This is a genomic window from Paenibacillus humicola, from assembly GCF_028826105.1.
Taxonomy (GTDB): Bacteria; Bacillota; Bacilli; order Paenibacillales; family Paenibacillaceae; genus Paenibacillus_Z; species Paenibacillus_Z humicola.
In genome coordinates, this window is the sequence record NZ_JAQGPL010000001.1 from 5,492,473 (window position 1) to 5,515,200 (window position 22,728).

The window sequence follows — 22,728 nt, forward strand, 5'->3', positions numbered from 1 at the left end:
GATGCAGCAGCGGCTGCGATTCGTTAGAAACTCTAAAATGATATACGAGATAATGATAATCATTTTCAATATTAGTGTCAATCATGAAAGCAATCATATGGAACCCGTTTTATCCGCCTTTCCATTCATACAAGGTAATGTCGGCATAGACCGGTTCGAACAACGGGTCGCTTCTGAAGGTGCGGATCGGTTTGACGTGATCGCGAAGCGGTCCGGCCTGCGCTTCGAAGCCGCCCAGCACATGATCGGTCAGCAATATAAGCGCGTCCCCGTCCGCTTTTGTATTAGCTCTGAAATAATCGTACGTCAAAATTTGCCTGGCCTCGACCGGCGTGCGCAGGTAATCGAGCACCCGGTCTTCCTCCCACGTGTAAACGACGATGCGGCGGCCGCCGTTTTGCTGCGCCATTTCGCGGAGCGCATCGGCCAGCTGGTAGACGGCCGGCCGCTCCGCCGCCTGCCGCGAGACAAGCGATGCCCCGCGCCCGGCCTGCAGCGCGATAACGCAGGCGGCGAGCAGCCCGCCTGCGCCGCGCAGCGCGCGGCGGATGCGCGCCGCGCGGGGCGCCTGCGGCGCCTGGCCCGCGGCGCACGCGGGAGGCACCGCGCCCGCGGCGGGCGGCAGCGCCGCGCCGGCTTCGCCCGGCGCGGCGGGCCGCGAAGCGGGCGCTGGAGCGCGGAACATCGCCGCCAGCAGCAGCCACATCACGCCGATCAGCGGCGTGATGTGGCGCGGCTTGTCGATGTTCTGCGCGAGCAGCGCCCACGCGCCGTAGGCGCCCGCGAGCGCAGCGAGCGCCCCCGGCGGCGCCGGGCGGCGGAGCCATGCCGCCGCCCGGCGCGCAAGGCGCGGGCGCCCGGCGCCGCCCGGCGGGCGCCGCGCGCCCGCGCAGAGCAGCGCGGCGAGCAGCAGCGCGGCGCTCGCCGCCATTAATGCCGCGGACCGGGCAAACATGCCGGTCCACAGCACATTGCCGCCGGCGAAGCGGAGCAGCCGCTCGCCGAAGGGCAGCGACGGGTCGGCTGCGACGCCGCCGCCCCACTCGCTGAAATGCCCGGCCGTGAACGCTTCGGCCAGCTTGGCGAAGCCGGCAAGTCCGCCCTCGCTTAGCGCAAGTCCGCCAAGCCACAGCAATTGACACCCCGCGCCGGCCGCCGTGAACAATAACGCGCGCGGAAGCGCCTTCCGCCCCGCCGCCCGCCAGCCGGCCCAGATGACGCCGAGCAGCCAGACGAGAGCGAGCCCGAACGGCGCATACGACAGGCGCACGCCCATCAGCAGACCGAAGACGAACAGCGCGGCGAGCGACGTCCTCCAATCGCGCCGCTCCATGGCGGACTGCCAGCTCCAAAGAAACCACCAAAGGAGCGCGATGCCCGCACCTTCGGACATCGGGCCGGCGTCCTGCAGCCATACGTAAGGCGCCGACAGGACCAGCATAACCACGGTGCATGCCCATGCCGGACTTAGCATCCGCCGGGCCAGGCGCCAAACCGGCCATGCCGAGAGCGCCGCCAAGAAAGTATTCAGGATACCGTACGCCAGTACGGGATTGTCTCCCGCAAACCGGCGCATGGCCATACCCCCCAGCACAAAGTACGGATAGCCCGGAAAATGCGGCTGCATCGCCAGCAGATCGAACCGGTCCAGCGCCAGCACGAAATCGACCTCGTCCCACGATGCGGCGTATGGGCTCACGTGCATGAGACTGTATACCGTCCACAGCAGGGCAAAAAGAGCAGCAGCAAGCGCCGCAGCCGCTTTCCGCAGCCGCATGATCCTTTTCAGCAACTCCTGTTCCCTCCATACGGTCGTGCAAGCCGCGTTTCGCTCATGGTGCTCCGGAGCCCGCTCCGGCCCTTGTCCGTTCGTCTCCCCTTATTCACCTGAACCGGTGCCGTTCTCCAGGACGAGCGCCGCGCCGTTTTTCGATTTGGCCGACGTGTCCGGAGAACGCCGGTCACGCTTCGAGACCGGGCGGCGCATTTCCTTCCATACGGCCGGAAGCACCTTGAACAAATATTTCCGGAAACGGATGAACGACTCCCCGTGCACGCGAACCTTGTAGCGGATCGGCACCTCCTGCATCCGGAAGCCCTGCCGCACAAGATTCAGCGTCAGTACCTGCGCGTAATTGTAATCGTGGATAATGTCCGCATGCTCCATGGCTTCGCGCGAGAAGCCGCGCATGCCCGACTGCCCATCCCAGATGAACCGCCGAAGCAGCGCCGCCTGCAGCAGCGTAAACGCGATATTGCCGAGCCGCCGGTGCAGCTTCATGCCCCTGATCTCGCCCTTGAAGCGCGATCCCATCGTATAATCGGCGGTGCCGTCCCAGATCGGCGCGATGACCTCCGGAATTTGTTCCGCCGGATACTCGTTGTCCGCATCAATCATCAGCCCAATGTCGGCGCCGAGCCGTACGCAGGCGGCGAGCCCTTCGCGCACCGCCGCGCCCAGACCGCGGTTGCGCTCAAACCGGACGATATGGTCGGCACCGGCCTCCTGCGCTTTTGCCACGGTTTTATCCGCCGAACCGTCGTCGACGACAAGCACCTCGACGCTCCAGCCCGGACGGACAACGCGCGGGATGCGCCGAATGACGTCCGCAATATTCAGCTCTTCGTTGTAGGCCGGCAAAAAAACGATCAACTTCCGGTTTTCCAAGCCGCTTCGCTTCCTTCGTCTGATGATGTCGATTCTGGTTCCGGTTCCGTCCTGGATTCGACCGCTTCCAGCAGCACCGGCCCCCGGCTGCGGTTCGGATACGGCGCTCCCAGCAAATAGGCGATTGTCGGCGCTGCCGAGACGAGCGAATGCTTCTCTTCCACCTTGACGCCGGCGCGGATATCGGGTCCGCATAAGAAAAACGGCACGAAACGCTCGCCTTCGTCCAAATGCCCGTGACCGCCGATTCCGTCCGCCTGCCCATGATCGGCGCATACGATGAACGTCGCGTTGTCGGCGAACCCTTCCGCTTCCAGCCACAGCACAAATTCCTTGATCAGCCGGTCGACCTCTTCGATCTTGATCCGGTATTCGTCGTACAGCGCCCCCATGCTGTGCCCCGTCTGGTCCGTGGCGATAAACTGAACGACCAGCAAATCCGGATCCTGCTCCTGCATCACAAGCTTCGCCCGCTCCATGATGTTCCGGTCGGCTTTGTCGTTATGCATGACAGCCGTAACGCTCTCCACGTCGTCTCCCATCGAATCGATCAGGTGGGCGATGCCGAGCAGCCGCCCTTTTTTCCCGGCTTTCCGCAGGCTGTCGAAAATCGATTCCACCTTGATGCCGAGCTTCCAGACCATGTTCGACGTGATGCCGTGCTCGCGCGGATACGTCCCGGTAAACATCGACGAAAAGCAGACGACCGTCCGGGCGGGGTACACCGTTTCCATCTGCGTATATTCCGTTCCGGCGGTCCGCATCATTTTCATAAAAGGCGCATCCGCTTCTTCGAACCGGTCCTTGCGCATGCCGTCGACGACCAGCACGAATACTTTGCCGCTGACGGCCTCTTTCGGCGGCTCGGCATTATGCGTATAGGTTGGAATTTCCTTCGGCTTCCAGTCAAACAAATTCCGGTGCAGCACCCAGGCATACAGCCCGAGCGCGATGACAAACAGAGCATACGAGACAAATGAAAACGTGCCTCCAAACAGTCCGCCGCTTGTCCAATGCCCGGCCGCGGTATCCATCAGGAACAACAGCAGCAGAAACTTCGGCAGCTGCTCTTGAGCGTTCCCGCTCGTCGAATCGCTGTTTTTCAGCACCAGCTTCCAAAACCGGCGGAAATTCCACCAGGACGTGCCGATCCGCAGATGATAATAAAACGTTCCCCAGAAATACACCGTAAAAAAAAGGAATACCAGCACGGCCCCGGCATACAGACCGATATCGATCCTGCCGTCCTTCCACAGTACGATCGCCGCCACAAGCGGCAGCCACAAATAATTGCGCAGAAACAGAGGGAAATCGTACTTAAAATAAAGCGCAAATACCGGGAGCGCGATGACGGCTCCAAGCGCGAACGCCCCCCAAAAGGAAGGCACGTCCCATCGCGACGCATGATAAATCGCATAGAGGAACAGCGTAAAGATCGGCGTAAACGGCTTTCCCTCGTTCAGCAGGTTCCATCCGCGCGCCGCCGCGATTTCAAAAGCCGACGCCTTCTTCATTCCCGTATTCGACCCCTTCTCTCGAGTGAGAACCATTTTCAATTAGTATAGTATGCCCGAGGCGTGAACGTCAAATCGCGTCCGCCAAATATCCGGACAGATCGGATCTCCATCGAATGAAAACGGAGCGGTTCAATCGGTTCGCCACATCGTGTTCGATCCAAAATCGGCTCTAGCAACGGGGCAACCGCTGTCGCCATATAAATACGAAAGACCGCCATTCCGGACGGAATGACGGTCTTTCAGGCTGCGGCCGAATGGTTACGCCCGCACCCGCTGCTTGACATCCAGGCGATTCAGCGCACGGTGGAGCGCTGCCTCTGCGCGTTTCACATCGATCTCGCCGCCGCCGCCGGAAATCCGCTGCTCGGCACGCTGCCTGGCCAGCTCGGCGCGGTCGACGTCGATATCCTCCGGAAGCTCGGCGCTTTCCGCCAGGATGACAACCTTGTCCTTGCGCACTTCGATGAAGCCGCCGTTGACGGCGATAAAATCCATGGCGTTATCGCGTTTCACGGTCACGGGAGCAATTTTAAGCGGCGTCACGAGCGGAATATGATTCGCCAAAATCCCCAGTTCCCCCGCTGCACCCTTCACGATGACCATGTTGACATCCTTCGCGTAGACGATACGCTCCGGCGTTACGATTTCCAATAAAAAGGTGCTCATGTGGAACCCTCCTGCCTTTCGCTATTACAGCGTTTTGGCTTTCTCCACGGCCTCTTCAATCGTACCGACGTACATGAATGCCGCTTCCGGAAGATCGTCATGCTTGCCGTCGAGAATTTCCCTGAAGCTGCGGACCGTTTCTTTAACCGGTACGTATTTGCCTGGCGTGCCCGTGAACGGTTCCGCTACGTGGAACGGCTGGGACAGGAAGCGTTCGATTTTCCGCGCGCGTGCGACGGTCGTTTTGTCTTCCTCGGACAACTCGTCCATGCCAAGAATTGCGATAATATCTTGAAGCTCTTTATAGCGCTGCAAAATTTGTTTCACTTCTTGTGCGACATTGTAATGCTCTTGGCCGACAACCTCCGGCGTCAGGATCCGCGACGACGAAGCCAGCGGGTCAACGGCCGGGAAGATGCCCTTCTCGGAAATTTTACGCTCCAGGTTGGTCGTGGCGTCCAAGTGGGCAAACGTCGTTGCCGGAGCCGGGTCGGTGTAGTCATCCGCCGGAACGTAGATCGCCTGAATGGACGTAACGGAACCTTTCTTCGTCGAGGTGATCCGCTCCTGAAGCTGGCCCATCTCGGTTGCCAGCGTAGGCTGGTAACCGACCGCGGACGGCATGCGGCCGAGAAGCGCGGAAACTTCGGAACCCGCTTGCGTAAACCGGAAAATGTTATCGACGAACAGAAGCACGTCGCGGCCTTCTTCGTCGCGGAAATATTCCGCCATCGTCAGACCCGTCAAGGCTACCCGCTGGCGGGCGCCCGGCGGCTCGTTCATCTGGCCGAACACCATTGCCGTTTTCGGCAATACGCCGGAATCTTTCATTTCATGATACAAGTCGTTGCCTTCGCGCGTCCGTTCGCCAACGCCGGCAAATACGGAAATACCGCCGTGCTCTTGCGCGATGTTGTTGATCAGCTCTTGGATCGTGACCGTCTTGCCGACGCCCGCGCCGCCAAAGAGGCCGATTTTGCCGCCTTTCGCATAAGGAGCCAGCAGGTCGATAACTTTAATGCCCGTTTCAAGAATTTCCGCCTGCGTGGACAATTCCTCGAAGGTTGGCGCCGGGCGATGAATCGGCAGGTTGCGTTCGGATTTGGCTTCGCCGGCATTGTCGATCGGCTCGCCAAGCACGTTGAATACGCGGCCGAGCGTAGGAGCGCCGACTGGGATTGTAATCGGGGCGCCCGTGTCGATGACGTCGGCCCCGCGAACCAAACCGTCGGTGGAGCTCATCGCAACCGTGCGAACCTGGTTGTCGCCGAGGTGAGTCGCAACTTCAAGCGTCAGGTTGATATCCTTTTCGCTCTCGCTTTGCGCCTTCCGCTCGATTTTGAGCGCGTTCAAAATTTCCGGCAGATGTCCGCGTTCGAACTCAACGTCGACAACCGGACCCATGACGGATATAACGCGTCCTTTTTTCATGGTTTTCCCTCCTGCTTTCCTTCATGGTTTACAATGCTGCTCTATCCGTTTCAAACGATATCGCTCGTTTTATTCGAATCATTCGGGTTAAGACTGCGCATTCGCGCCCGCCACGATCTCGGAAATCTCCTGCGTAATCGCCGCCTGACGAGCGCGGTTATACGTCAGCGTCAAGCTGTTGATCATCTTTGTCGCGTTCTTCGTCGCATTGCCCATCGCCGTCATCCGGGCGCCGAACTCGCTCGCCTTGCCGTCGAGCAGCGCACTGTAAATCAGCGTTTCCGCATATTTGGGAAGCAGAGCCTCGAGAACTTCCTCAGCCGACGGCTCATATTCGTAATTCGAAATGGCATTGCCGCTGCCGCCGACATCCTCCAGCGGAAGCAGGCGTTTCTCCGTCGGGACCTGGGTCAGCGCGTTGACGAATTCGTTGTAATACAGGTACAGCTCGTCATACGCTTCCGATTCGAAATTTTTCACGGCCGAGCCGGCAATGGATTTAATGTCCGCGAAGGACGGGGAATCCGGCAAACCGGTCACTTCTTCGACAATCGGCATATTCCGCCGGCGGAAGTAATCGCGCCCTTTTCGTCCGATAACGAAAATGACGTACTCGTCGGTCGATTTATGCCGCTCGCGAATGGTGCTCGTCAGCTTACGAATGAGGTTGGCGTTGTATCCGCCTGCCAGACCGCGATCGGAAGTAATAATCAGGTAGCCGGTTTTTTTGATCGGCCGGGACTGCAGCATCGGATGCTTGACGCCTTTCGTGCCCGCCGCAATGCTCGATACGACTTCCTTCATTTTCTCCGCATACGGCCTAGCTGCCTGAGCGGCCTCCTGAGCGCGTCTGAGACGGGAAGCCGCCACCATTTCCATCGCCTTCGTAATCTGCTTCATGTTCTGTTTGCTCTTGATTTCCCGCTTAATATCGCGCATGCCTTTAGCCATTTGGTTCACCCGCCTTTGCTGCTTGGACTGTAACCGTTAAAACGGTCAAACGAAGTGGAAAGCTGCGCGCGAACGATCGGCGCAGCGAATATGCATTAAGCCGTTACGGCAAAGCCTTTCTTGAACCTCGTGATGGCGTCGATCAGCGCCTGTTCGTTGCTGTCCGTCAAGTCCTTCGTATCGCGGATCGAAGCCGCGATTTCCGGGTGGCTCGACTCGATGAACGAAAGGAACTCCCGTTCAAAACGGAGAACGTCGGCAACCGGAATGTCGTCCAGGTGGCCTTTAACCGCCGTATAGATCGAGATGACCTGCTTCTCAACGGGCATCGGCAGGTTCACGCCCTGCTTCAAAATTTCCATCGTACGAACGCCGCGGTTCAGACGCGCAAGCGTCGATCTGTCGAGGTCGGAGCCGAATTGCGAGAATGCCGCCAGCTCGCGGTATGCCGCAAGGTCAAGACGAAGCGTACCGGCTACCTTCTTCATCGCTTTGATTTGCGCCGATCCGCCTACGCGGGAGACGGAGATACCGACGTTAATCGCCGGACGTTGTCCGGAGAAGAACAGGTCTGCTTCCAGGAAGATCTGACCGTCCGTAATCGAGATCACGTTCGTCGGAATATAAGCCGAAACGTCGGATGCCTGCGTTTCAATAAACGGTAGTGCCGTCAGCGAACCGCCGCCGTTCTCATCGTTAAGTTTCGCAGCGCGTTCCAGCAAACGGGAGTGCAGGTAGAATACGTCGCCCGGGTAAGCTTCCCGGCCCGGAGGACGGCGGAGCAGCAGGGACAATTCGCGGTATGCCGCTGCTTGCTTGGTCAAATCGTCATAAATAACGAGCACGTGCTCGCCTTTGTACATGAAATATTCGCCCATCGCACAGCCTGCGTACGGCGCCAGGAACAACAGCGGTGCCGGTTCGGATGCGGCTGCCGTAACGACGATCGTGTAATCGAGCGCCCCGTTCCGGCGAAGCGTCTCCACCACGTTCGCAACGGTGGATTGCTTCTGGCCGATGGCCACGTAAATACATTTCACGCCATTGCCTTTTTGATTGATGATGGCATCAATCGCAATTGCGGTTTTACCTGTTTGACGGTCGCCGATAATCAGCTCGCGCTGACCGCGGCCGATCGGAACCATCGCATCGATAGCCTTGATGCCGGTCTGCATCGGCTCGTGAACCGACTTCCGGTCGATAACGCCCGGAGCGGGAGATTCAACCGGCCGGAATTGGGTCGTATTAATCGGGCCTTTGCCGTCAACCGGCTGGCCGAGCGGGTTGACGACGCGGCCGAGCAGTTCTTCTCCGACAGGCACTTCCATAATGCGGCCGGTACGTTTCACTTCGTCGCCTTCGCGAATTTCGGTGTACGGTCCGAGGATAACGACACCGACATTGCTCTCTTCCAGGTTCAGGGCCATGCCCACGACACCGTTGGAAAACTCCAAAAGCTCGCCTGACATCGCAGTTTCCAGACCGTGGACGCGCGCGATACCGTCGCCGACTTGTACGACGGTTCCGACGTCGACCACTTGAACTTCGGATTTATATTGTTGAATTTGTTCTTTAATCAGCTTGCTGATTTCATCAGGTCGGATACTCAAGTGAACTTCACCCCTGTCTTTGCATTAAGAGTGGACAAGCGCCTGCTTGAAGCGTAACAGCTTCCCTTTAACGCTGCCGTCAAATAAATGATCGCCAATGCGGACGATAAGACCTCCGATGATCGACGGATCCACCACATTGGTCATATGAACCGTTTTGCCAATCGTTTTGCCGAATTGAGCCGAAAGATCGGCCGTTTCTTCGGCGGATAACGGGAATGCCGTCGAGACGGTGGCATTTACGACATTGCGGGCTTCATTGGCCATTGCGGTATACGATTTCACCACATCGCGCAAAATATTTTCCCGGCCTCTCTCGACCAGAAGCACAAGCAGCGAGAGTACATCCGGGGAGACTTTACCTTCGAAAGCTTTTTTCAGCGTCGCTTTTTTGACGTTGACATCCACTTTCGGGTGCGTGAGGAAGCTTGAAATATCCTTATCTCCCAGAAGCGAGTCGCCGATCAATTCCAGATCCTGCGCAAAGGCTTCTAGGGTCTGCTGTTCGGCTGCAATTTCAAACAGAGCGCGGGCGTATCGTTTCGCGACGACTTCTTCGCTCATACCCGGCCCTCCACCTGCTTAAGAAAATCGTTAATCATCGCGCCGTTATACTTGTCGTCGACTTCGTTCTCGATGATCTTCGAAGCCAGCAAAACGGACAACGTGCCGACTTGCTCGCGAAGCTCGGCAATCGCCCGGTTCTTCTCGTTCTCGATTTCCGAAGCGGCGTCCTTGATCAATCGTTCGGCGCGCTCCTGCGCAGCCTTGATGATCTGATCGCCTTCGGCATCCTTTTGTTTTTTCGCCTGCTCGATAATGGCTTGCGCTTCGCGCTTCGCCTCTTCCAGCTTGGCCAGCTGCTCTTCGACAAGGCTCGCAGCTTTCTTGTTTGCTTCTTCAGCCCCGGTAATTTGGGCATGAATATGGTTTTGCCGTTCGTTCAGCACTCTCATCGCCGGTTTCATGGCGAATTTGATGACGAGGAACAGCAGGATCACAAAACAGATCAGCTGCACCAGCATGGTGCCGTACTCCAGGTGAAGATTCCCGATCGTCAACAATGCGTTTCACTCCTTATCAATCGAATCCAAGCCCCGAACGCTGATTCTCGGAAAATGATCGATTATAATCTGTTCGGCGGAAGGGCATGATCATACGAAAGGCGAGGAGGGTTCCCTCGCCGTTCGTAATTATTGATCGCAGGGGCCTAAGCCAAAGCTTTACCCATCAGCATGAATCCAATGACGACTGCGATAATCGGCAGTGCGTCGACCAAACCGACACCAAGGAACATAAGACCCATCAAGCTGCCGCGCAGTTCAGGCTGACGCGCGCTGCCTTCAATCGTACGGCCGACAATCAAGCCCATGCCAATACCGGAACCGATTGCCGCCAAGCCGAATACGATACCCATAGCGATTGCAAAATCCATAAATAGATGTACCTCCTTAAAGTGGTCAAGCAGCATTTGTAGTGTTTATGTTTCTCACTCCCGGGTTAATGGGAATGATGACTCACGCGGTGAGAAATGTAAACCATCGTCAGCATCGTGAAAATGAACGCCTGAATCGCACCGACGAAAATCGAGTAGCCGATCCAGATGATGAGCGGTATCGCCATGACCGTGGACAGCCCGCCCATGACAATCGTCGGCAGCAGCACCCAAAGCAGAACTTCGCCGGCAAAGATGTTGCCGAAGAGCCGCAGCGGGAAGGACAAGAATTTGGACAGCTCCTCCACAAGGTTAAGCGGCAGTAGCGCCCAGTGAGGCGATACATAGCTTTTCAGATAGGAGCCTACTCCGCGCCGCAGACCGAGCCAATGCGTATACAGCAAAATGATGATCGCCAGCGCAACCGGAATACTGATGGTCGCAGTCGGCGATTTCCACCAGTTGACGTGAACTCCGCCAGAAACGGCTTCGTCAATAAGGGACTGCGTAATGCCGATCGCTGCGCTTGGATGCGGGTGAACCGTAACGAAATTGAGAATCAAACCGAGCTGGTTGGCAATGAACACGTAAAGGAAAAGCGTCAGCCCGAGTCCGACATAACGTTCCGCGGTTTTGGTGTCCATCATCTGTCCGGCGATACCGCGGACGAAATCAATGACCCACTCGAGAAAATTTTGCATGCCTTTCGGCGTCTTGCTCGTCATTCGACGGGTTCCCAGATAAATAATAAGAAATACAAGCGCGCAGGTAACGACCATCATAAGGCAGGTCGACCAGTCAAATACCATTCCCAGCCACTCTCGCGTGGGACTTAGTGGTTCTTCCATGTCTATCTTTCACCCCTTTCCACGGATTTTTTCTGTCGGTAATGATAGACCAGCGCAATGACCAGCGAAATCATAGTCACCGTAGTGAGCCCTACAATGACAGCCGCCCAATGGAACAACCCCGGAAATTTCATGGCGACGTATCCGGCAAATCCCGCGAGCAAAAAACGCTGCAGCGTGCCGATGCCCGGCCGCCTTTTGATCAGACCCTGCGCATATTCGCCGGTCTTGATCGTCTTTTGCATCGTGATCAGTCCGTTCAACAGGCTGAAAAACAGTCCCAGCCCGTATCCCGCAAAGTAAACGCGGCCTGAAGGATACAGCATCCAGCCCAAAACGGTTGCCGCCAGCAAAAAGAAAGCGGTAGCAAATATCCCTCGCATGAAGAGAGAGAATGGAATCATTTAACCATCCCCAAGAAAAGGCTTGACCAGCTTCGTGATCGAATAAATCCCAACTCCGAGTCCAACCAGCACGCCGACAATCAGAAATGCGGGTTCCGTACCGGCAGCCCGGTCTATCGCCCGGCCCACCAAAAACCCTCCGACGGTCGTGAAAGCAAGATCCGCGCCGATCAAACCGACCAAACCCACGGCTTTCCAAGGTCCTGTTGCTTTTCCCAACAGCCGATCACCACCGGAACGTTGTGACATCCTGCAAAAAAGTTTGCTCGGCCCTGTTGACACACTTGGTCATTATGACCAAATACCGGAAGGAATATAACAATTTTCGCGGCCAAGAAGCGCCTTCCCCTCGGAATCCTCATTTATTTTATCCAAAGGGAATCGCTTTTGTCAATTCTTATTCTGGCGTTCAAAAAAATGCAAAAACCGCGATAAATCAAAGGTTGGCAGCGTTTTCTCGCAGTCCGCAAAACCGTACAGTATCACTGTATGATGTATAGTTTTCACACATTGTTCATGAATTGAACGACTCGGGTCTCTGGCCCCTGCCAAAATGATGTAAAATCGCGCCGACAATCCGTTTGGAGGCTTGTCCGTCGCCGTACGGATTGGACGCGCCGCTCATCCGGTCATACAGCTCTTTGTCGGTCAACAGCGCGCGGGCCCGTTCGTACACGTGCTCCTCGTCAGTGCCCGCAAGCTCCAGCGTTCCAGCTTTGATCCCTTCCGGCCGTTCCGTCGTATCGCGGAGCACGAGGGTCGGCACCCCGAAGGTAGGCGCTTCCTCCTGAAGCCCGCCGGAATCCGTCATAATCATATACGTATGCGGGAAAAAATTGTGCATTTCGAATACGTCCAGCGGGTCGACCAGCTTGACGCGGGGATGGCCGCCGAGAATTTCGTTTGCGGGTTCGCGCACGGCCGGGTTCAAGTGGACCGCATAAACGACGGCGACATCCTCGAACTCGTCGGCAATCCGCTTGACCGCGCGGAAAATGTTCCGATGCGGTTCGCCGAGCGACTCGCGGCGGTGCGCCGTCATCAGAATCATTCGCCTGCCTTTCGCCCAATCGAGGACGGGATGCGCGAACGCCCGGTCGACCGTATATTGGAAAACATCGATTGCCGTATTGCCGGTTACGTAAATCGCCGATTCCGGTTTGTTTTCCTTGCGCAGGTTATCCGCGGCCTGGTCCGTCGGCGCAAAATGAATATCCGACAGCACACCGGCCAGCTGCCGGTTCATCTCCTCCGGGTAAGGGGAAAGCTTGTTCCACGTCCTGAGACCGGCTTCCACGTGCCCGACCTGGATTTGCTGGAGGAAGGCCGCATAGCTGGCCAGAAAGGTCGTATGCGTATCGCCGTGGACGAGCACGATATCCGGCTTCGCTTCCTTTAATGCGGGCTCGAGCCCCTGAAGCACCCGAAGCGTCGTTTCCATCAGCGTTTGGCGGTCCTTCATCACGTTCAAGTCGTATTTCGGCTTGATGTTGAAGAAATCGAGCACCTGGTCCAGCATCTGCCTGTGCTGCGCCGTCACGCATACGATCGATTCGATGTGTTCCGGGTGCTTTTCGAGCTCGAGCACGAGCGGAGCCATTTTCACAGCTTCCGGGCGCGTGCCGAAGACAGTCATTACGTTCAGCTTTTTCAATCTGGTCACTCCTCAGGCGTTTTCGGAGAAAACGCGACTTCGTAAGCATAATCTTTGGCGTTTTCGGAGAATTCGCGGCTTCGTAAGCATAAACTCAGGCGTTTTCGGAGAAAACGCGACTTCGTAAGCATAGGCTTTGGCGTTTTCGTAGAAAACGCGACTTCGTTAGCATGAACTTTCGTTTCCGTAGAAAAAAGCGGCTTCGTCAGCCCTTTATTTTGTGCCGAACATCCGGTCGCCGGCATCCCCGAGTCCGGGTACGATATACCCGTGTTCGTTCAGCTTCTCGTCAACCGCGGCGACAAAAATATCGACGTCGGGATGCTTGTCCTGCACCGCCTTTACGCCTTCGGGCGCGGCGATGAGGCACATCAGCACAATTTGCGTGCAGCCCCGGTCCTTCAGCGTCTGAACGGCCGCGCAGGCGGAGCCGCCGGTCGCAAGCATCGGATCGACGACGACCAACAGCCGCTCGGTCGCATCCGTCGGAAGATTGACGTAATATTCGACCGGGCTCAGCGTATCGGGATCGCGGTACAATCCGATGTGGCCGACCTTCGCCGCCGGAATCAGCTTCAGGATGCCGTCCACCATGCCGAGCCCCGCGCGCAGCACGGGAACCAGCCCGAGCTTGCGTCCGGCAATGACCTTGCCGACCGCATCCGCCACCGGCGTGGAAACCGGAGCCGGCTCAAGCGGCAAATTTCGCGTGATTTCATAAGCCATCATCGTCGCCACTTCGTCGACGAGCTCGCGGAAATTTTTCGTATTCGTCTGCTTGTCGCGGATATGCGTCAGCTTGTGCTGAATAAGCGGATGGTCGCAAATCGTCAGTTTGCCCAAAGGTCGTTCGCCCTCCCGTGGAAGCATCGTCGGCACTCGAATTGAGCGGTTTTTTCCGAACAATCCTGTTTATTATAGCATCCGGCACCGGTTTGTGCACTCCGAACGAAGGCCCGCTTTTGCGGTACAAAAAGAAGGCCGCTCCGCGTCCGTGGAGGACGGTAGGAGCGGCCTTGCGGAAAGCGATAAGCAGCCGCGAAGGGCGTCTGTGATCAGTAGTTCAGCTGCGGATAGAGCGGATACTGCGCCGTCAAATCCCGGACCATGCCGCGCGCTTTGGCGAGGACGGCTTCGTCCTTCGGATTTTTCAGCGTCATCGCGATCACCTCGGCGATCGTCTTCATCGCGTCGACGCCCATGCCGCGCGAAGTCGCCGCCGGCGTGCCGATACGAATGCCGCTCGTAATAAACGGGCTCGTCGGATCAAACGGGATGGCGTTTTTGTTGACCGTAATTTGGACGGAATCGAGCACATGCTCGGCATCCTTGCCGGTAATGTTCAGGTTCCGCAGATCAATCAGCATCAGGTGGTTGTCCGTACCGCCGGACACGAGGTTCAAGCCGTGTACGACCAATGCTTCCGACAGCGCTTTGGCGTTGTCGATGACGTTCTGCGCATAGGTTTTGAACGACGGCTGAAGCGCCTCGCCGAAGGAAACGGCTTTTGCCGCGATAATGTGCATCAGCGGGCCGCCCTGGGTGCCCGGGAAAACCGCTTTATCGATCGCCTGCGCCCACGGCTTCGTGCAGAGAATCATGCCGCCGCGCGGTCCGCGCAGCGTTTTGTGCGTCGTGGTCGTGACGAAATGCGCATGCGGCACCGGATTCGGATGCAGGCCCGCAGCGACGAGTCCGGCAATATGGGCCATGTCGACCATAAACAAGGCTCCGACGTCAGTCGCGATTTTGCCGAGCTTCTCGAAATCGATCGTGCGCGGATAAGCGGATGCGCCGGCGACGATCAGGCGCGGACGATGCTTAAATGCCGTTTTGCGGACTTCTTCATAGTCGATCGTAAAGGTGTTTTCGTTTACGCCGTAAGCGACGAAATTATACAGCAGGCCCGAGGCGTTGACCGGGCTGCCATGCGTCAGGTGGCCGCCGTGCGCGAGGTTCATGCCGAGCACCGTATCGCCCGGCTTCAGCGCCGCGAGATAAACCGCCATATTCGCCTGCGCGCCGGAATGCGGCTGAACGTTGGCATGATCGGCGCCGAACAGCTCTTTCGCACGGTCGCGGGCGATATCCTCGACGATATCGACGTGCTCGCAGCCGCCGTAATACCGTTTGCCCGGATAGCCTTCGGCGTATTTGTTCGTGAGCACGGTGCCCATCGCTTCCAGCACCGCTTCGGAGACGATGTTCTCGGAAGCGATCAGCTCGATGTTGTCGCGCTGGCGCTGCAGCTCGAGACCGAGCGCTTTCACCAGTTCGGGATCTTGTTTACGCAGGTTTTCCATGATGGGACCTCCTAAGAGTTTTTGTGATAGCTTCTTTGAACTGCATCCGTGCGAGCAAAAACTCACTTCGGAAGCATATGCTTAGAGTTTTTTATGATTGCTTCTTTGAACTGCATCCGTGCGAGCAAAACTCACTTCGGAAGCATATGCTTAGAGTTTTTGTGATAGCTTCTCTGAACTGCATCCGTGCGAGCAAAAACTCACTTCGGAAGCATATGCTTAGAGTTTTTGTGATAGCTTCTTTGAACTGCATCCGTGCGAGCAAAAACTCACTTCGGAAGCATATGCTGTTTTTGCGATTGCTTCTCTGAAATACTACTCGCACGTTCCGTCAGCCGCTTCGGCTTGCTCCGGCGTATAGACCGCCCTCGCTCCGCCGATCAGCTTCGGCCGCGTATACGCCATCGTGACGTGCGCCGCGCCGATTTCGCGGATCGACGGCCGGACCGGCACCGCCACGCGCCGAAGGTGCATGCCGATCAGCGTGTCGCCGATATCGATGCCGGCATGCGCCTGCACCGTTTCGACCAGGCAGGCATTCGCCAATTGCCGGTACGCGTAAGCGGCCATCGAGCCGCCGGCTTTCGGAACCGGGACGGCCGCCACTTCCTCGAGCCCGTACCGCTCGGCCGCCTCGCGCTCGACCACGAGCGCCCGGTTCAAATGCTCGCAGCATTGAAACGCGGGCCAAAACCCGATCGCCCGCCGCGCCGTATCGACGCCGGCATAAATCGCCTGCGCCGCCTCCAGCGTGCCCGAGGTGCCGATTCGCTTGCCGAGCACCTCGCTCGTGCTCGCGCCGACGACGAGCAGCTGGCCTTTGCGCAAACCGCCCGCCGCCGCAAGCTCGCGAACGATCGTCTCCACTTCCGCCGCAACCTTTGTCCATTCCGGGCTCATTCGCTGCGCCTCCGCCTTAAGGATGAATGGCGCTGCCCGCTTCGATGCGCGCCACCTTGTCGATCCGGCCGCGGTGGCGTTCGCCGTTCGAGAACGGCGTTTCCAGCCACAGCCGGACGATTTCCTGCGCCACGCCGGGGCCGATCACTCGCTCGCCCATCGCCAGCACGTTCGTGTCGTTATGCTCCCGCGTCGCTTTGGCCGAGAACAGGTCGTGCACCAGGGCGCAGCGGATGCCCGCCACTTTGTTCGCGGCGATCGACATGCCGATGCCGGTGCCGCAAATGAGAATGCCGCGGTCCGCCTTCCCGGAGACGACCAGCTCGCAAGCCGGGAGCGCGTAGTCCGGGTAATCGACCGATTGGTCGCAATGGCAGCCGACGTCGGTCACTTCATGCCCGAGCGATTGGATGAACGGGACGATTTCGTCTTTGAGCCGGTAACCGGCATGGTCGGCACCGATGGCGATTTTCATACGTACAACCTCCGATTGACCGCTCCGAGGCGGAATTTGTCGAAATGCAATACCTTTAGTATACCTGATTCCGCGGGAAAGACGAAAAAAGAGCATGCCGCGCATATAGCGCAACAGCTCTTTGCCCAGGCGACCGGCCGTATGCTCCGATGCTCCACCGTGGTTGATCCCACTTTCGTCGCCAGTCACATCGGAAACCGTTTGGATTTGTTTTTATCATACCGGATCGAACGTGCAAAATCAATCCGTTTTCGCCGATTGTCTTCGCCCGCCTTACAAGTTGTCCAGCCGGTCGAGCAGCTTCTGCAGAGCGGCTTCGATTTCCGCGGCGCTTTGCTCATAAGAAGAGATCGGCCCGCCGAACGGATCGGCGATATCGAAGCCGGGAATGCGCCTCTCCAGCTCCAGCAGACGGCTTCTTTCCTCCGGAGTCAGCTGCTGGCCGAGCGCCTGCTTCATCTGGTATTCGGTGTACAGCGTCTCCAGCTCGGCGATATCCTCCAGCACCGCTTCGTCGCGGTCGACGAATTCCTTGAGCGTATACGTCTTGTCCACCGCCTGCGGAAAACGCTGAAGCAAATGCCGTTTATGGTCTGTCGTCATCGTTAAAATGAGATCGGCCCAGCCGACCGAACCGCCGTCGAGCGCCGTTGAGGTGCCCGCAGCCATGACGCCGATGCGCCGTCTCAGCACCTTTTGGGCATTGACCGAAACCGGCAGCCCGTCTACCGTCGATACGCCGGCGGAACGGACCTCGAGCTCCCGGTTCCGTCTGCGCGCCAGCTCGCGAAGAATCGTTTCCGCCATCGGCGAGCGGCACGTATTGCCGGTGCAGACGAACAATATCCGTTTCAAGCCGATTGCAACTCCTTCTTTGATCGTCATCGTGCTGCGGGTTAAAACAAAAATAAAAGGCCGAAGGTGAGCAAAATGACGCCGCCGCACGCTTCCCCGTATTCGCCGAGGGAGGAGCTGACGCGCCGGCCGAGCAGCAGGCCGAGAATCGACATGGCGCCGCCAAACAAGCCGAAAAGCAGTACCGTAAGCAGCACGTTAGCTGCGAATACGCCGAGTGAAATGCCGACGGAGAACGAATCGATGCTGACGCTCAGCGCGAACAGCAGCATGCCCCATGCCGTCCGGTGGTTAATCGACAGGACCGCGTCTCCGCGCAGGGAGCTGTAGACCATATGTCCGCCGAGCAGCAGCAGCAGACCGCCGGCGACGGTCGTCGCTACGCCGCCGAGCAGGGTGCTGACATATTGACCCGCAACGATTCCGGCGAGCGGCATGATGATATGAAACAGCCCGATCATCGTGCTCAGCTTTAAAACGTCGCGGAGGCGGATGCCTCTCATCCCGATGCCGATGCCGAGCGAAAAGGCATCCATGCCAAGCGCCAGCGCCATGATCAGCAGCGTCAGAAGCTGTCCGGTCAGCACTCCCGTCCAGGCCATTGCCATACCCCCTGTCCGCTTTCTCATCCAAGCATATGCGGACGGGAGGACAAACATGACGAGGATGCCGGACGGGCGGTGCCGGCCCGGCCGGTTTGGCGTCTGGCAGACGGGACGTTTTGGCCGGCGGAAGCTTACCGATGCCGATCGCGGAGAGCGGGCCGCCGCCGGCCGCCGCGGTTACGCGGATCCGCTGTATGGAGGCGCCTTCCGAGCCTGCGGCCATGCATCGGCGCGCATCTAAACGATGACCATCCGGCCCGCAGCCGCCTTGGCCAGCCGGTTCATCAGCGCGTGCCCGATTCCTTCCTGCGGGCACGTCTCCGCCCAAATGCGTTCGACCCCCAGCTCGTCGAACGACCGCAGGGCGGCGTACAGCCCATGCGCCGCCGTTTCAAGCTGTGCGAGCGCACCGGCGACGACGACGTGATCGGCGTCGAACAAGGCGGCATGCTCGGCGAACGCGAGCACGCCCGTCCGCTCGCCGCGAGCCCGGGCGGCGTCGGCCTGCGAGCGGACGTAAGCCGCAACGTCGGCGGCGGGCCCCTGGACGAGCACCATGACGCCTCTCGGGGCGTAATGGGCGTATTTCATCCCCGGCGAGCGCGGCGCCGGGGATGCAGCTCCGGCGGCTGCGGCGAGCCCGGGACCGGGCGCTGGAGCCGGCTGCGCCGCGAGCGCGGCGGCGCCTTGCGGCGTGCCGGCGGGTTCCGCAGCCGGCACGGCCGGACCGCCCGGTGCGGGCGCAGCGCCCGGCGCCGCGGCCGCGTCATACTCGACGCGCGCGGCAACCTCACGCAGCGCCTCCGCCGTGACGCCGCCCGGCCGTAAAATGCGCACCGCATCACCGTCGATTTCGACGACGGTTGATTCCAGCCCGACGCCGGGCGTGCCGCCGTCCAGGACGGCGTCGATGCAGCCGTCCAGGTCGGCGAGCACGTGCGCCGCCTCGGTCGGGCTCGGCCGGCCCGACCGGTTCGCGCTCGGCGCCGCCACCGGACAGCCGGCGGCGGCGATCAGCGCCAGCGCCGCCGGGTGAGCGGGCATACGCACCGCGACCGTATCGAGCCCCGCCGTCACCCGCGGCGAGACCGCCCCCGGAAGCGCGGGCAGGACGAGCGTCAGCGGCCCCGGCCAAAACCGGTCCATCAGGCGTGCAGCCGTCTCGCCATACGGCGCGACCAGCGTCTCAAGCTGCGAACGGTCTGCAATGTGCACGATCAGCGGGTTGTCCGATGGCCGTCCCTTGGCCGCGAAAATGCGCTCCACCGCCCTGCTGTCGCGGGCGTTCGCCCCGAGTCCGTAAACCGTCTCCGTCGGAAACGCAACAAGCCCGCCTTCGCGAAGCAGCCTCCCCGTTTCCGCGAAAACCGCCTCGTCCTGCGGTGCACCGGTCAACCGCCATCGTTTCGTGGTCGAATTCATCGTCTGATTCAGTCCCTAACCTCTAGTAGTAAGCGATATTGCCTTTCATTATACCATACCCGAAATCGGCGGCGCTTCTAACGAAACGCCGAAGCAGGCCCATTTTCAAAAAGCGGTACGGCAGCGGCCGTTCATTTTGCAGCGTCAAAAAGCAATTCGGGCACCCTCTGGGGTCAGAGGATGCCCGGATCTATGGATAAGGGCAGTGCGCCCTTTATTTGAACAAGCTTTTAATGAAGTCGATGACCGAGAGGATGAGCTCCCACAGAAAAAATTTCACCTGCGGCGCCTTCTGGCCGTCCGCCTGCTGAAGGTGCGGATTTGCCGCATCGTCTTTGTTCGAATCGTTGTGACCGTTATGCTGCGAGACCTTCGACGTCCCGGCTTGATCCCCGCCGGCCTTGACCGGAGCGTTCGTCTTGGCGACGTTCGCCGCTGCCGCTGCGGGAGCCGTCGCTTCTCCGCTGACCGCGTCCACGAAGCAGAGCGGCGGGAACAGCACGCACCACCAGTTTTGGCCCTTTCCGCTGCCGAGCGAGATGCGAAGCGCTTCATAGTTGCCGGCCGGATACACCTTGCTGCCGTACAGCTTCGTCGGGAACGGGACGACGGCGAGCTCGGCGTCGAATCCGTAATGGAAGCCGCGCCGCTGCAGCTCGTCCGCGACGACGCGGTCGATATCCTTCATATGCGAGCGGATCGTTGCGCGCGCCTGATCGATCGTTTGCGGCCCCTCGACCCAGCGGTCGATTTCGGCGACGACGGCGTCCCTGACGTGGCGCTTGACCGCTTGGTCCGCCGCGCTGTCGGAATTGGCGAGAATGCGAAGCCGGATCGAATCCTTCGGAATGTCGCCGTTTGCGACGGCGGCGTCGACATGCTGATTTTCCCAGCTCATAATAAGGAGGACGAGAGCAAAAAGCAGATAACCGTAATAGCGGCGGTACGGAAAACGGGAATAAGTGCGGATCATCACGACAAGCTCCTTTTCGGCACCCGTCGGTGCGCTCGGCTTGCGTTCCGGAACGATCATACTTCAAGTATGACCGCATCCCGCCGCCCTTAAACCTAGCGGATCGATGAAAGTTGAGAGGGAAGGTAGAAAGATTTAAGAGAGCCGGCGGCGCTGCCGCTGTGCCGGGACGGGGCGGAGAAGGACTGGCATTTGGAATGACGGAGGGAAACGCGAATGGCGAATGTTTTTCTGCTTACGAGTAAGCCTCGAATGGGAAAATCGACCGCGGTAAAACGGATCGCGGATCTCGTCGGAGCTGGCTTGTGCGGCGGATTTTATACGGAGGAAATGCGCGCGGACGGGGAAAGGACCGGGTTCAAATGCGTCGCCTTGGACGGCCGGGAGGCCGTTATCGCACACATCGAAGAAAAAAGTCCGCTGCGGATCGGACGGTACGGGGTCCGTACGGATCGAGGCGGTCGGTCTTGATGCGCTCGAACGCGCGATCGCGGCCGCTCCCGTCGTCGTGGTTGACGAGATCGGCTTCATCCAGCAGGATCGGAGCGTTTTCGCGATACACTCCGCCGGATGCTGCTGGAGCCGGGCATTGTCGTCGGAACCGTTTATGCCGATGAGCAGGCCGACTTCGCGTGGGTGAGAAGCGCTCCGGGCGTCACCCTGTTTACGCTCACGGAGGAGAACCGGGACCGGGTGCCGGGCATTATCGCGGGTAACGTGCAGGCATTGCTATTGGCTCAGGGGCAGCAGGAAAAGGGTTAGACGGGAATGCGCCGCCGGCGCGCAATGCGGCGTTATGGATGTGGCTGACCGACGTCATTGAACCGCGATGACGCGGCGGCCGGCGCGCGATGCGGCGTATGGGTGCGGCTGGCTGCCGTTATTGGACCGCGATGACGTGGCGGTCAATGCCCGCATAGTCGGGGATGATGCGAACCCCGCGCCATGCACCGAGGCCGCGAAGCATGGCGGCAACCGCCTCCGCTTGGCCGAGGCCGACCTCAAAGGCGACGATGCGCGGCATCGCCGCCAGCTGCGGCAGCTGCGCGAGTATGCGCCGGTAAGGCGCGAGCCCGTCCGCGCCGCCGTCAAGCGCGAGGCGCGGCTCGTAGTCGCGCACCTCGGGCTGCAGGCCCTCGATCTCCTCCGCCGGTATATACGGCGGGTTCGATACGAGCACGTCGATCCGCATCCCGGCCGGGCCGCCGCCCGGGCCGGGAGCGTCCGGCTCTGCCTCGCGCCGCCGCTCGAACGGCGCGAGCAGGTCGCCCTGCACGAACGCCATGCGCGCCTCCGCGCCATGGCGCGCCGCGTTCGTGCGGGCGACCGCCAGCGCGTCCGGCGACAGATCGGACGCGCAAACGCGCCATCGCGGACGCTGCACGGCAAGCGTCACGCCGATGGCGCCGCTCCCGGTGCCGACGTCGACCACGGTCGGCACCGTACCCGGGAAACCCGGGCCGGGCTCCGCCCGGGCCGCGGGCGCTGCACTTGCATCGCGGCCGGCCGGCAAGCCCGCGGCGCGGCCGCGATGCGCCCGTTCGCCGTCCGCGGCGCTCGCGGCCTCCGGCCAAAGCCGGTCGGCCTCCTCCAGGACGGCTTCTACGAGCAGCTCCGTCTCCGGGCGCGGGATCAGCACGGCCGGCGTAACCGTGAACGGCCGGCCGTAAAACCACTGCTCGCCGATAATGTACTGCGACGGCTCGCCCGCCGCTTTGCGGGCGACCGCCCGCTCCCAATCCGCCTGAGCCGCGGCGGGAAACGGGTCGCGCGAATCGCGCAGCAGCTCCGCCCGGCCGAGCCCGAGCGTATGCATGAGCAGCAGCTCCGCGTGATTTCGCGGCTCGCCGATCCCGTGCGCCTCCAAAAACAAAGAAGCCTGCTGACAGGCTTCCCCAATCGCCGCCGGCAGGCGCTGGCTGAATATAGCCCCGCCGCGGTCGCCTTCACTTGTTACGCGCTTCATGCTGCAAGCGCCCCTCTCTCTTGAATAACATCCGTCAGGCTTGTA

26 protein-coding genes and 1 riboswitch are annotated in these 22,728 nt (G+C 59.7%); of the genes, 3 read left to right on the forward strand and 23 right to left on the reverse strand.

Features of this window, described 5'->3' with window-relative positions:
- Positions 1–109: 109 nt before the first annotated feature.
- The 20 genes from PD282_RS25155 to PD282_RS25250 all read right to left on the reverse strand — a co-directional run bounded on the left by PD282_RS25155 (position 110) and on the right by PD282_RS25250 (position 18,319).
- The gene (locus PD282_RS25155) at positions 110–1,792 is read right to left on the reverse strand and encodes a glycosyltransferase family protein (RefSeq protein WP_274654292.1); all 1,683 of its coding nucleotides are present in this window, start codon (positions 1,790–1,792) and stop codon (positions 110–112) included.
- Positions 1,793–1,879: 87 nt separating this feature from the next.
- Entirely contained in the window at positions 1,880–2,668 is a 789-nt protein-coding gene (locus PD282_RS25160; protein WP_274654293.1) for a glycosyltransferase family 2 protein, read from the reverse strand.
- A complete protein-coding gene (locus tag PD282_RS25165; protein ID WP_274654295.1) occupies positions 2,650–4,182 on the reverse strand; it encodes an alkaline phosphatase family protein in 1,533 nt (510 codons plus the stop codon). The genes PD282_RS25160 and PD282_RS25165 overlap by 19 nt, the downstream gene beginning before the upstream one ends.
- A gap of 261 nt (positions 4,183–4,443) precedes the next feature.
- A complete protein-coding gene (locus tag PD282_RS25170; RefSeq protein WP_274654297.1) occupies positions 4,444–4,851 on the reverse strand; it encodes a F0F1 ATP synthase subunit epsilon in 408 nt (135 codons plus the stop codon).
- Between the two features lie 24 nt (positions 4,852–4,875).
- Positions 4,876–6,282, reverse strand: a complete 1,407-nt coding sequence (gene atpD / locus PD282_RS25175; protein ID WP_274654299.1) for a F0F1 ATP synthase subunit beta — start codon at positions 6,280–6,282, stop codon at positions 4,876–4,878.
- Between the two features lie 87 nt (positions 6,283–6,369).
- Complete coding sequence (gene atpG, locus PD282_RS25180) at positions 6,370–7,233, reverse strand: ATP synthase F1 subunit gamma (protein WP_274654301.1); 864 nt, start codon at positions 7,231–7,233, stop codon at positions 6,370–6,372.
- 95 nt (positions 7,234–7,328) lie between these two features.
- A complete protein-coding gene (atpA, locus tag PD282_RS25185; RefSeq protein WP_274654303.1) occupies positions 7,329–8,843 on the reverse strand; it encodes a F0F1 ATP synthase subunit alpha in 1,515 nt (504 codons plus the stop codon).
- Between the two features lie 24 nt (positions 8,844–8,867).
- The gene (locus tag PD282_RS25190) at positions 8,868–9,407 is read right to left on the reverse strand and encodes a F0F1 ATP synthase subunit delta (protein WP_274654305.1); all 540 of its coding nucleotides are present in this window, start codon (positions 9,405–9,407) and stop codon (positions 8,868–8,870) included.
- Positions 9,404–9,904 carry a F0F1 ATP synthase subunit B gene (gene atpF, locus PD282_RS25195; RefSeq protein WP_274654307.1) on the reverse strand — a complete coding sequence of 167 codons (501 nt, stop codon included), beginning with the start codon at positions 9,902–9,904 and terminating at the stop codon, positions 9,404–9,406. Before atpF ends, PD282_RS25190 begins: the two co-directional genes overlap by 4 nt.
- 149 nt (positions 9,905–10,053) lie before the next feature.
- Positions 10,054–10,278, reverse strand: coding sequence for a F0F1 ATP synthase subunit C (atpE, locus tag PD282_RS25200; RefSeq protein WP_274654308.1), 225 nt, complete (start codon positions 10,276–10,278; stop codon positions 10,054–10,056).
- Between the two features lie 65 nt (positions 10,279–10,343).
- On the reverse strand, positions 10,344–11,126 hold the full coding sequence (atpB, locus tag PD282_RS25205; RefSeq protein WP_274654310.1) for a F0F1 ATP synthase subunit A: 783 nt from the start codon (positions 11,124–11,126) through the stop codon (positions 10,344–10,346).
- Positions 11,127–11,128: 2 nt separating this feature from the next.
- Positions 11,129–11,530 (reverse strand): ATP synthase subunit I, encoded by a 402-nt coding sequence (locus tag PD282_RS25210; RefSeq protein ID WP_338045229.1) that lies wholly within the window; start codon positions 11,528–11,530, stop codon positions 11,129–11,131.
- The gene (locus PD282_RS25215) at positions 11,531–11,749 is read right to left on the reverse strand and encodes an AtpZ/AtpI family protein (protein WP_274654315.1); all 219 of its coding nucleotides are present in this window, start codon (positions 11,747–11,749) and stop codon (positions 11,531–11,533) included.
- A gap of 295 nt (positions 11,750–12,044) precedes the next feature.
- Positions 12,045–13,184, reverse strand: a complete 1,140-nt coding sequence (wecB, locus tag PD282_RS25220) for a non-hydrolyzing UDP-N-acetylglucosamine 2-epimerase (RefSeq protein ID WP_274654317.1) — start codon at positions 13,182–13,184, stop codon at positions 12,045–12,047.
- A 213-nt stretch (positions 13,185–13,397) separates the two neighbouring features.
- The gene (upp, locus tag PD282_RS25225) at positions 13,398–14,027 is read right to left on the reverse strand and encodes a uracil phosphoribosyltransferase (protein ID WP_274654319.1); all 630 of its coding nucleotides are present in this window, start codon (positions 14,025–14,027) and stop codon (positions 13,398–13,400) included.
- Between the two features lie 212 nt (positions 14,028–14,239).
- Positions 14,240–15,487 carry a serine hydroxymethyltransferase gene (locus PD282_RS25230; RefSeq protein ID WP_274654321.1) on the reverse strand — a complete coding sequence of 416 codons (1,248 nt, stop codon included), beginning with the start codon at positions 15,485–15,487 and terminating at the stop codon, positions 14,240–14,242.
- 315 nt (positions 15,488–15,802) lie between these two features.
- On the reverse strand, positions 15,803–16,387 hold the full coding sequence (locus tag PD282_RS25235) for a TIGR01440 family protein (RefSeq protein ID WP_274654323.1): 585 nt from the start codon (positions 16,385–16,387) through the stop codon (positions 15,803–15,805).
- A gap of 16 nt (positions 16,388–16,403) precedes the next feature.
- The gene (gene rpiB, locus PD282_RS25240; protein WP_274654325.1) at positions 16,404–16,862 is read right to left on the reverse strand and encodes a ribose 5-phosphate isomerase B; all 459 of its coding nucleotides are present in this window, start codon (positions 16,860–16,862) and stop codon (positions 16,404–16,406) included.
- 116 nt (positions 16,863–16,978) lie between these two features.
- Positions 16,979–17,061, reverse strand: a riboswitch (ZMP/ZTP riboswitch).
- 74 nt (positions 17,062–17,135) lie between these two features.
- On the reverse strand, positions 17,136–17,717 hold the full coding sequence (locus tag PD282_RS25245) for an arsenate reductase/protein-tyrosine-phosphatase family protein (protein WP_274654327.1): 582 nt from the start codon (positions 17,715–17,717) through the stop codon (positions 17,136–17,138).
- A gap of 41 nt (positions 17,718–17,758) precedes the next feature.
- Positions 17,759–18,319, reverse strand: coding sequence for a manganese efflux pump MntP (locus tag PD282_RS25250; protein WP_274654328.1), 561 nt, complete (start codon positions 18,317–18,319; stop codon positions 17,759–17,761).
- A 55-nt stretch (positions 18,320–18,374) separates the two neighbouring features.
- Between PD282_RS25250 and PD282_RS25255 the strand changes: the two genes are divergently transcribed.
- Positions 18,375–18,563 (forward strand): hypothetical protein, encoded by a 189-nt coding sequence (locus PD282_RS25255; protein WP_274654330.1) that lies wholly within the window; start codon positions 18,375–18,377, stop codon positions 18,561–18,563.
- On the opposite strand, the gene PD282_RS25260 is transcribed toward PD282_RS25255, so the two are convergent.
- Together PD282_RS25260 and spoIIR are read right to left on the reverse strand one after the other, a co-directional pair.
- Positions 18,560–19,744: an L-threonylcarbamoyladenylate synthase gene (locus PD282_RS25260; RefSeq protein ID WP_274654332.1), complete on the reverse strand. Its 1,185-nt coding sequence runs from the start codon at positions 19,742–19,744 to the stop codon at positions 18,560–18,562. The two genes, PD282_RS25255 and PD282_RS25260, sit on opposite strands and share 4 nt — an antisense overlap.
- A gap of 214 nt (positions 19,745–19,958) precedes the next feature.
- Positions 19,959–20,717 (reverse strand): stage II sporulation protein R, encoded by a 759-nt coding sequence (spoIIR, locus tag PD282_RS25265; RefSeq protein ID WP_274654334.1) that lies wholly within the window; start codon positions 20,715–20,717, stop codon positions 19,959–19,961.
- 216 nt (positions 20,718–20,933) lie between these two features.
- Here spoIIR and PD282_RS27500 point away from each other — a divergent pair, with 216 nt between their 5' ends.
- Together PD282_RS27500 and PD282_RS25270 are read left to right on the forward strand one after the other, a co-directional pair.
- Positions 20,934–21,188 carry a nucleoside-triphosphatase gene (locus tag PD282_RS27500; protein WP_420832327.1) on the forward strand — a complete coding sequence of 85 codons (255 nt, stop codon included), beginning with the start codon at positions 20,934–20,936 and terminating at the stop codon, positions 21,186–21,188.
- A 99-nt stretch (positions 21,189–21,287) separates the two neighbouring features.
- Positions 21,288–21,479 carry a P-loop NTPase family protein gene (locus PD282_RS25270; protein ID WP_274654336.1) on the forward strand — a complete coding sequence of 64 codons (192 nt, stop codon included), beginning with the start codon at positions 21,288–21,290 and terminating at the stop codon, positions 21,477–21,479.
- Between the two features lie 118 nt (positions 21,480–21,597).
- Here the strand turns inward: PD282_RS25270 and PD282_RS25275 are convergent, their stop codons facing one another.
- Positions 21,598–22,683 (reverse strand): N5-glutamine methyltransferase family protein, encoded by a 1,086-nt coding sequence (locus PD282_RS25275; protein WP_274654338.1) that lies wholly within the window; start codon positions 22,681–22,683, stop codon positions 21,598–21,600.
- Positions 22,684–22,728 lie beyond the last annotated feature (45 nt).

Coding starts and splice junctions, on each gene's coding strand:
- atpD (WP_274654299.1), bottom strand. CDS start 6,282: ATGAAAAAAGGACGCGTTATATCCGTCATGGGTCCGGTTGTCGACGTT.
- PD282_RS25230 (WP_274654321.1), bottom strand. CDS start 15,487: ATGGAAAACCTGCGTAAACAAGATCCCGAACTGGTGAAAGCGCTCGGT.
- PD282_RS25165 (WP_274654295.1), bottom strand. CDS start 4,182: ATGAAGAAGGCGTCGGCTTTTGAAATCGCGGCGGCGCGCGGATGGAAC.
- PD282_RS25210 (WP_338045229.1), bottom strand. CDS start 11,530: ATGATTCCATTCTCTCTCTTCATGCGAGGGATATTTGCTACCGCTTTC.
- PD282_RS25260 (WP_274654332.1), bottom strand. CDS start 19,744: ATGAATTCGACCACGAAACGATGGCGGTTGACCGGTGCACCGCAGGAC.
- atpB (WP_274654310.1), bottom strand. CDS start 11,126: ATGGAAGAACCACTAAGTCCCACGCGAGAGTGGCTGGGAATGGTATTT.
- spoIIR (WP_274654334.1), bottom strand. CDS start 20,717: ATGATCCGCACTTATTCCCGTTTTCCGTACCGCCGCTATTACGGTTAT.
- PD282_RS25250 (WP_274654328.1), bottom strand. CDS start 18,319: ATGGCCTGGACGGGAGTGCTGACCGGACAGCTTCTGACGCTGCTGATC.
- PD282_RS27500 (WP_420832327.1), top strand. CDS start 20,934: ATGGCGAATGTTTTTCTGCTTACGAGTAAGCCTCGAATGGGAAAATCG.
- rpiB (WP_274654325.1), bottom strand. CDS start 16,862: ATGAAAATCGCCATCGGTGCCGACCATGCCGGTTACCGGCTCAAAGAC.
- PD282_RS25275 (WP_274654338.1), bottom strand. CDS start 22,683: ATGAAGCGCGTAACAAGTGAAGGCGACCGCGGCGGGGCTATATTCAGC.
- PD282_RS25190 (WP_274654305.1), bottom strand. CDS start 9,407: ATGAGCGAAGAAGTCGTCGCGAAACGATACGCCCGCGCTCTGTTTGAA.
- atpG (WP_274654301.1), bottom strand. CDS start 7,233: ATGGCTAAAGGCATGCGCGATATTAAGCGGGAAATCAAGAGCAAACAG.
- PD282_RS25235 (WP_274654323.1), bottom strand. CDS start 16,387: ATGAGCCCGGAATGGACAAAGGTTGCGGCGGAAGTGGAGACGATCGTT.
- PD282_RS25255 (WP_274654330.1), top strand. CDS start 18,375: ATGACGAGGATGCCGGACGGGCGGTGCCGGCCCGGCCGGTTTGGCGTC.
- PD282_RS25170 (WP_274654297.1), bottom strand. CDS start 4,851: ATGAGCACCTTTTTATTGGAAATCGTAACGCCGGAGCGTATCGTCTAC.
- PD282_RS25270 (WP_274654336.1), top strand. CDS start 21,288: ATGCTGCTGGAGCCGGGCATTGTCGTCGGAACCGTTTATGCCGATGAG.
- atpE (WP_274654308.1), bottom strand. CDS start 10,278: ATGGATTTTGCAATCGCTATGGGTATCGTATTCGGCTTGGCGGCAATC.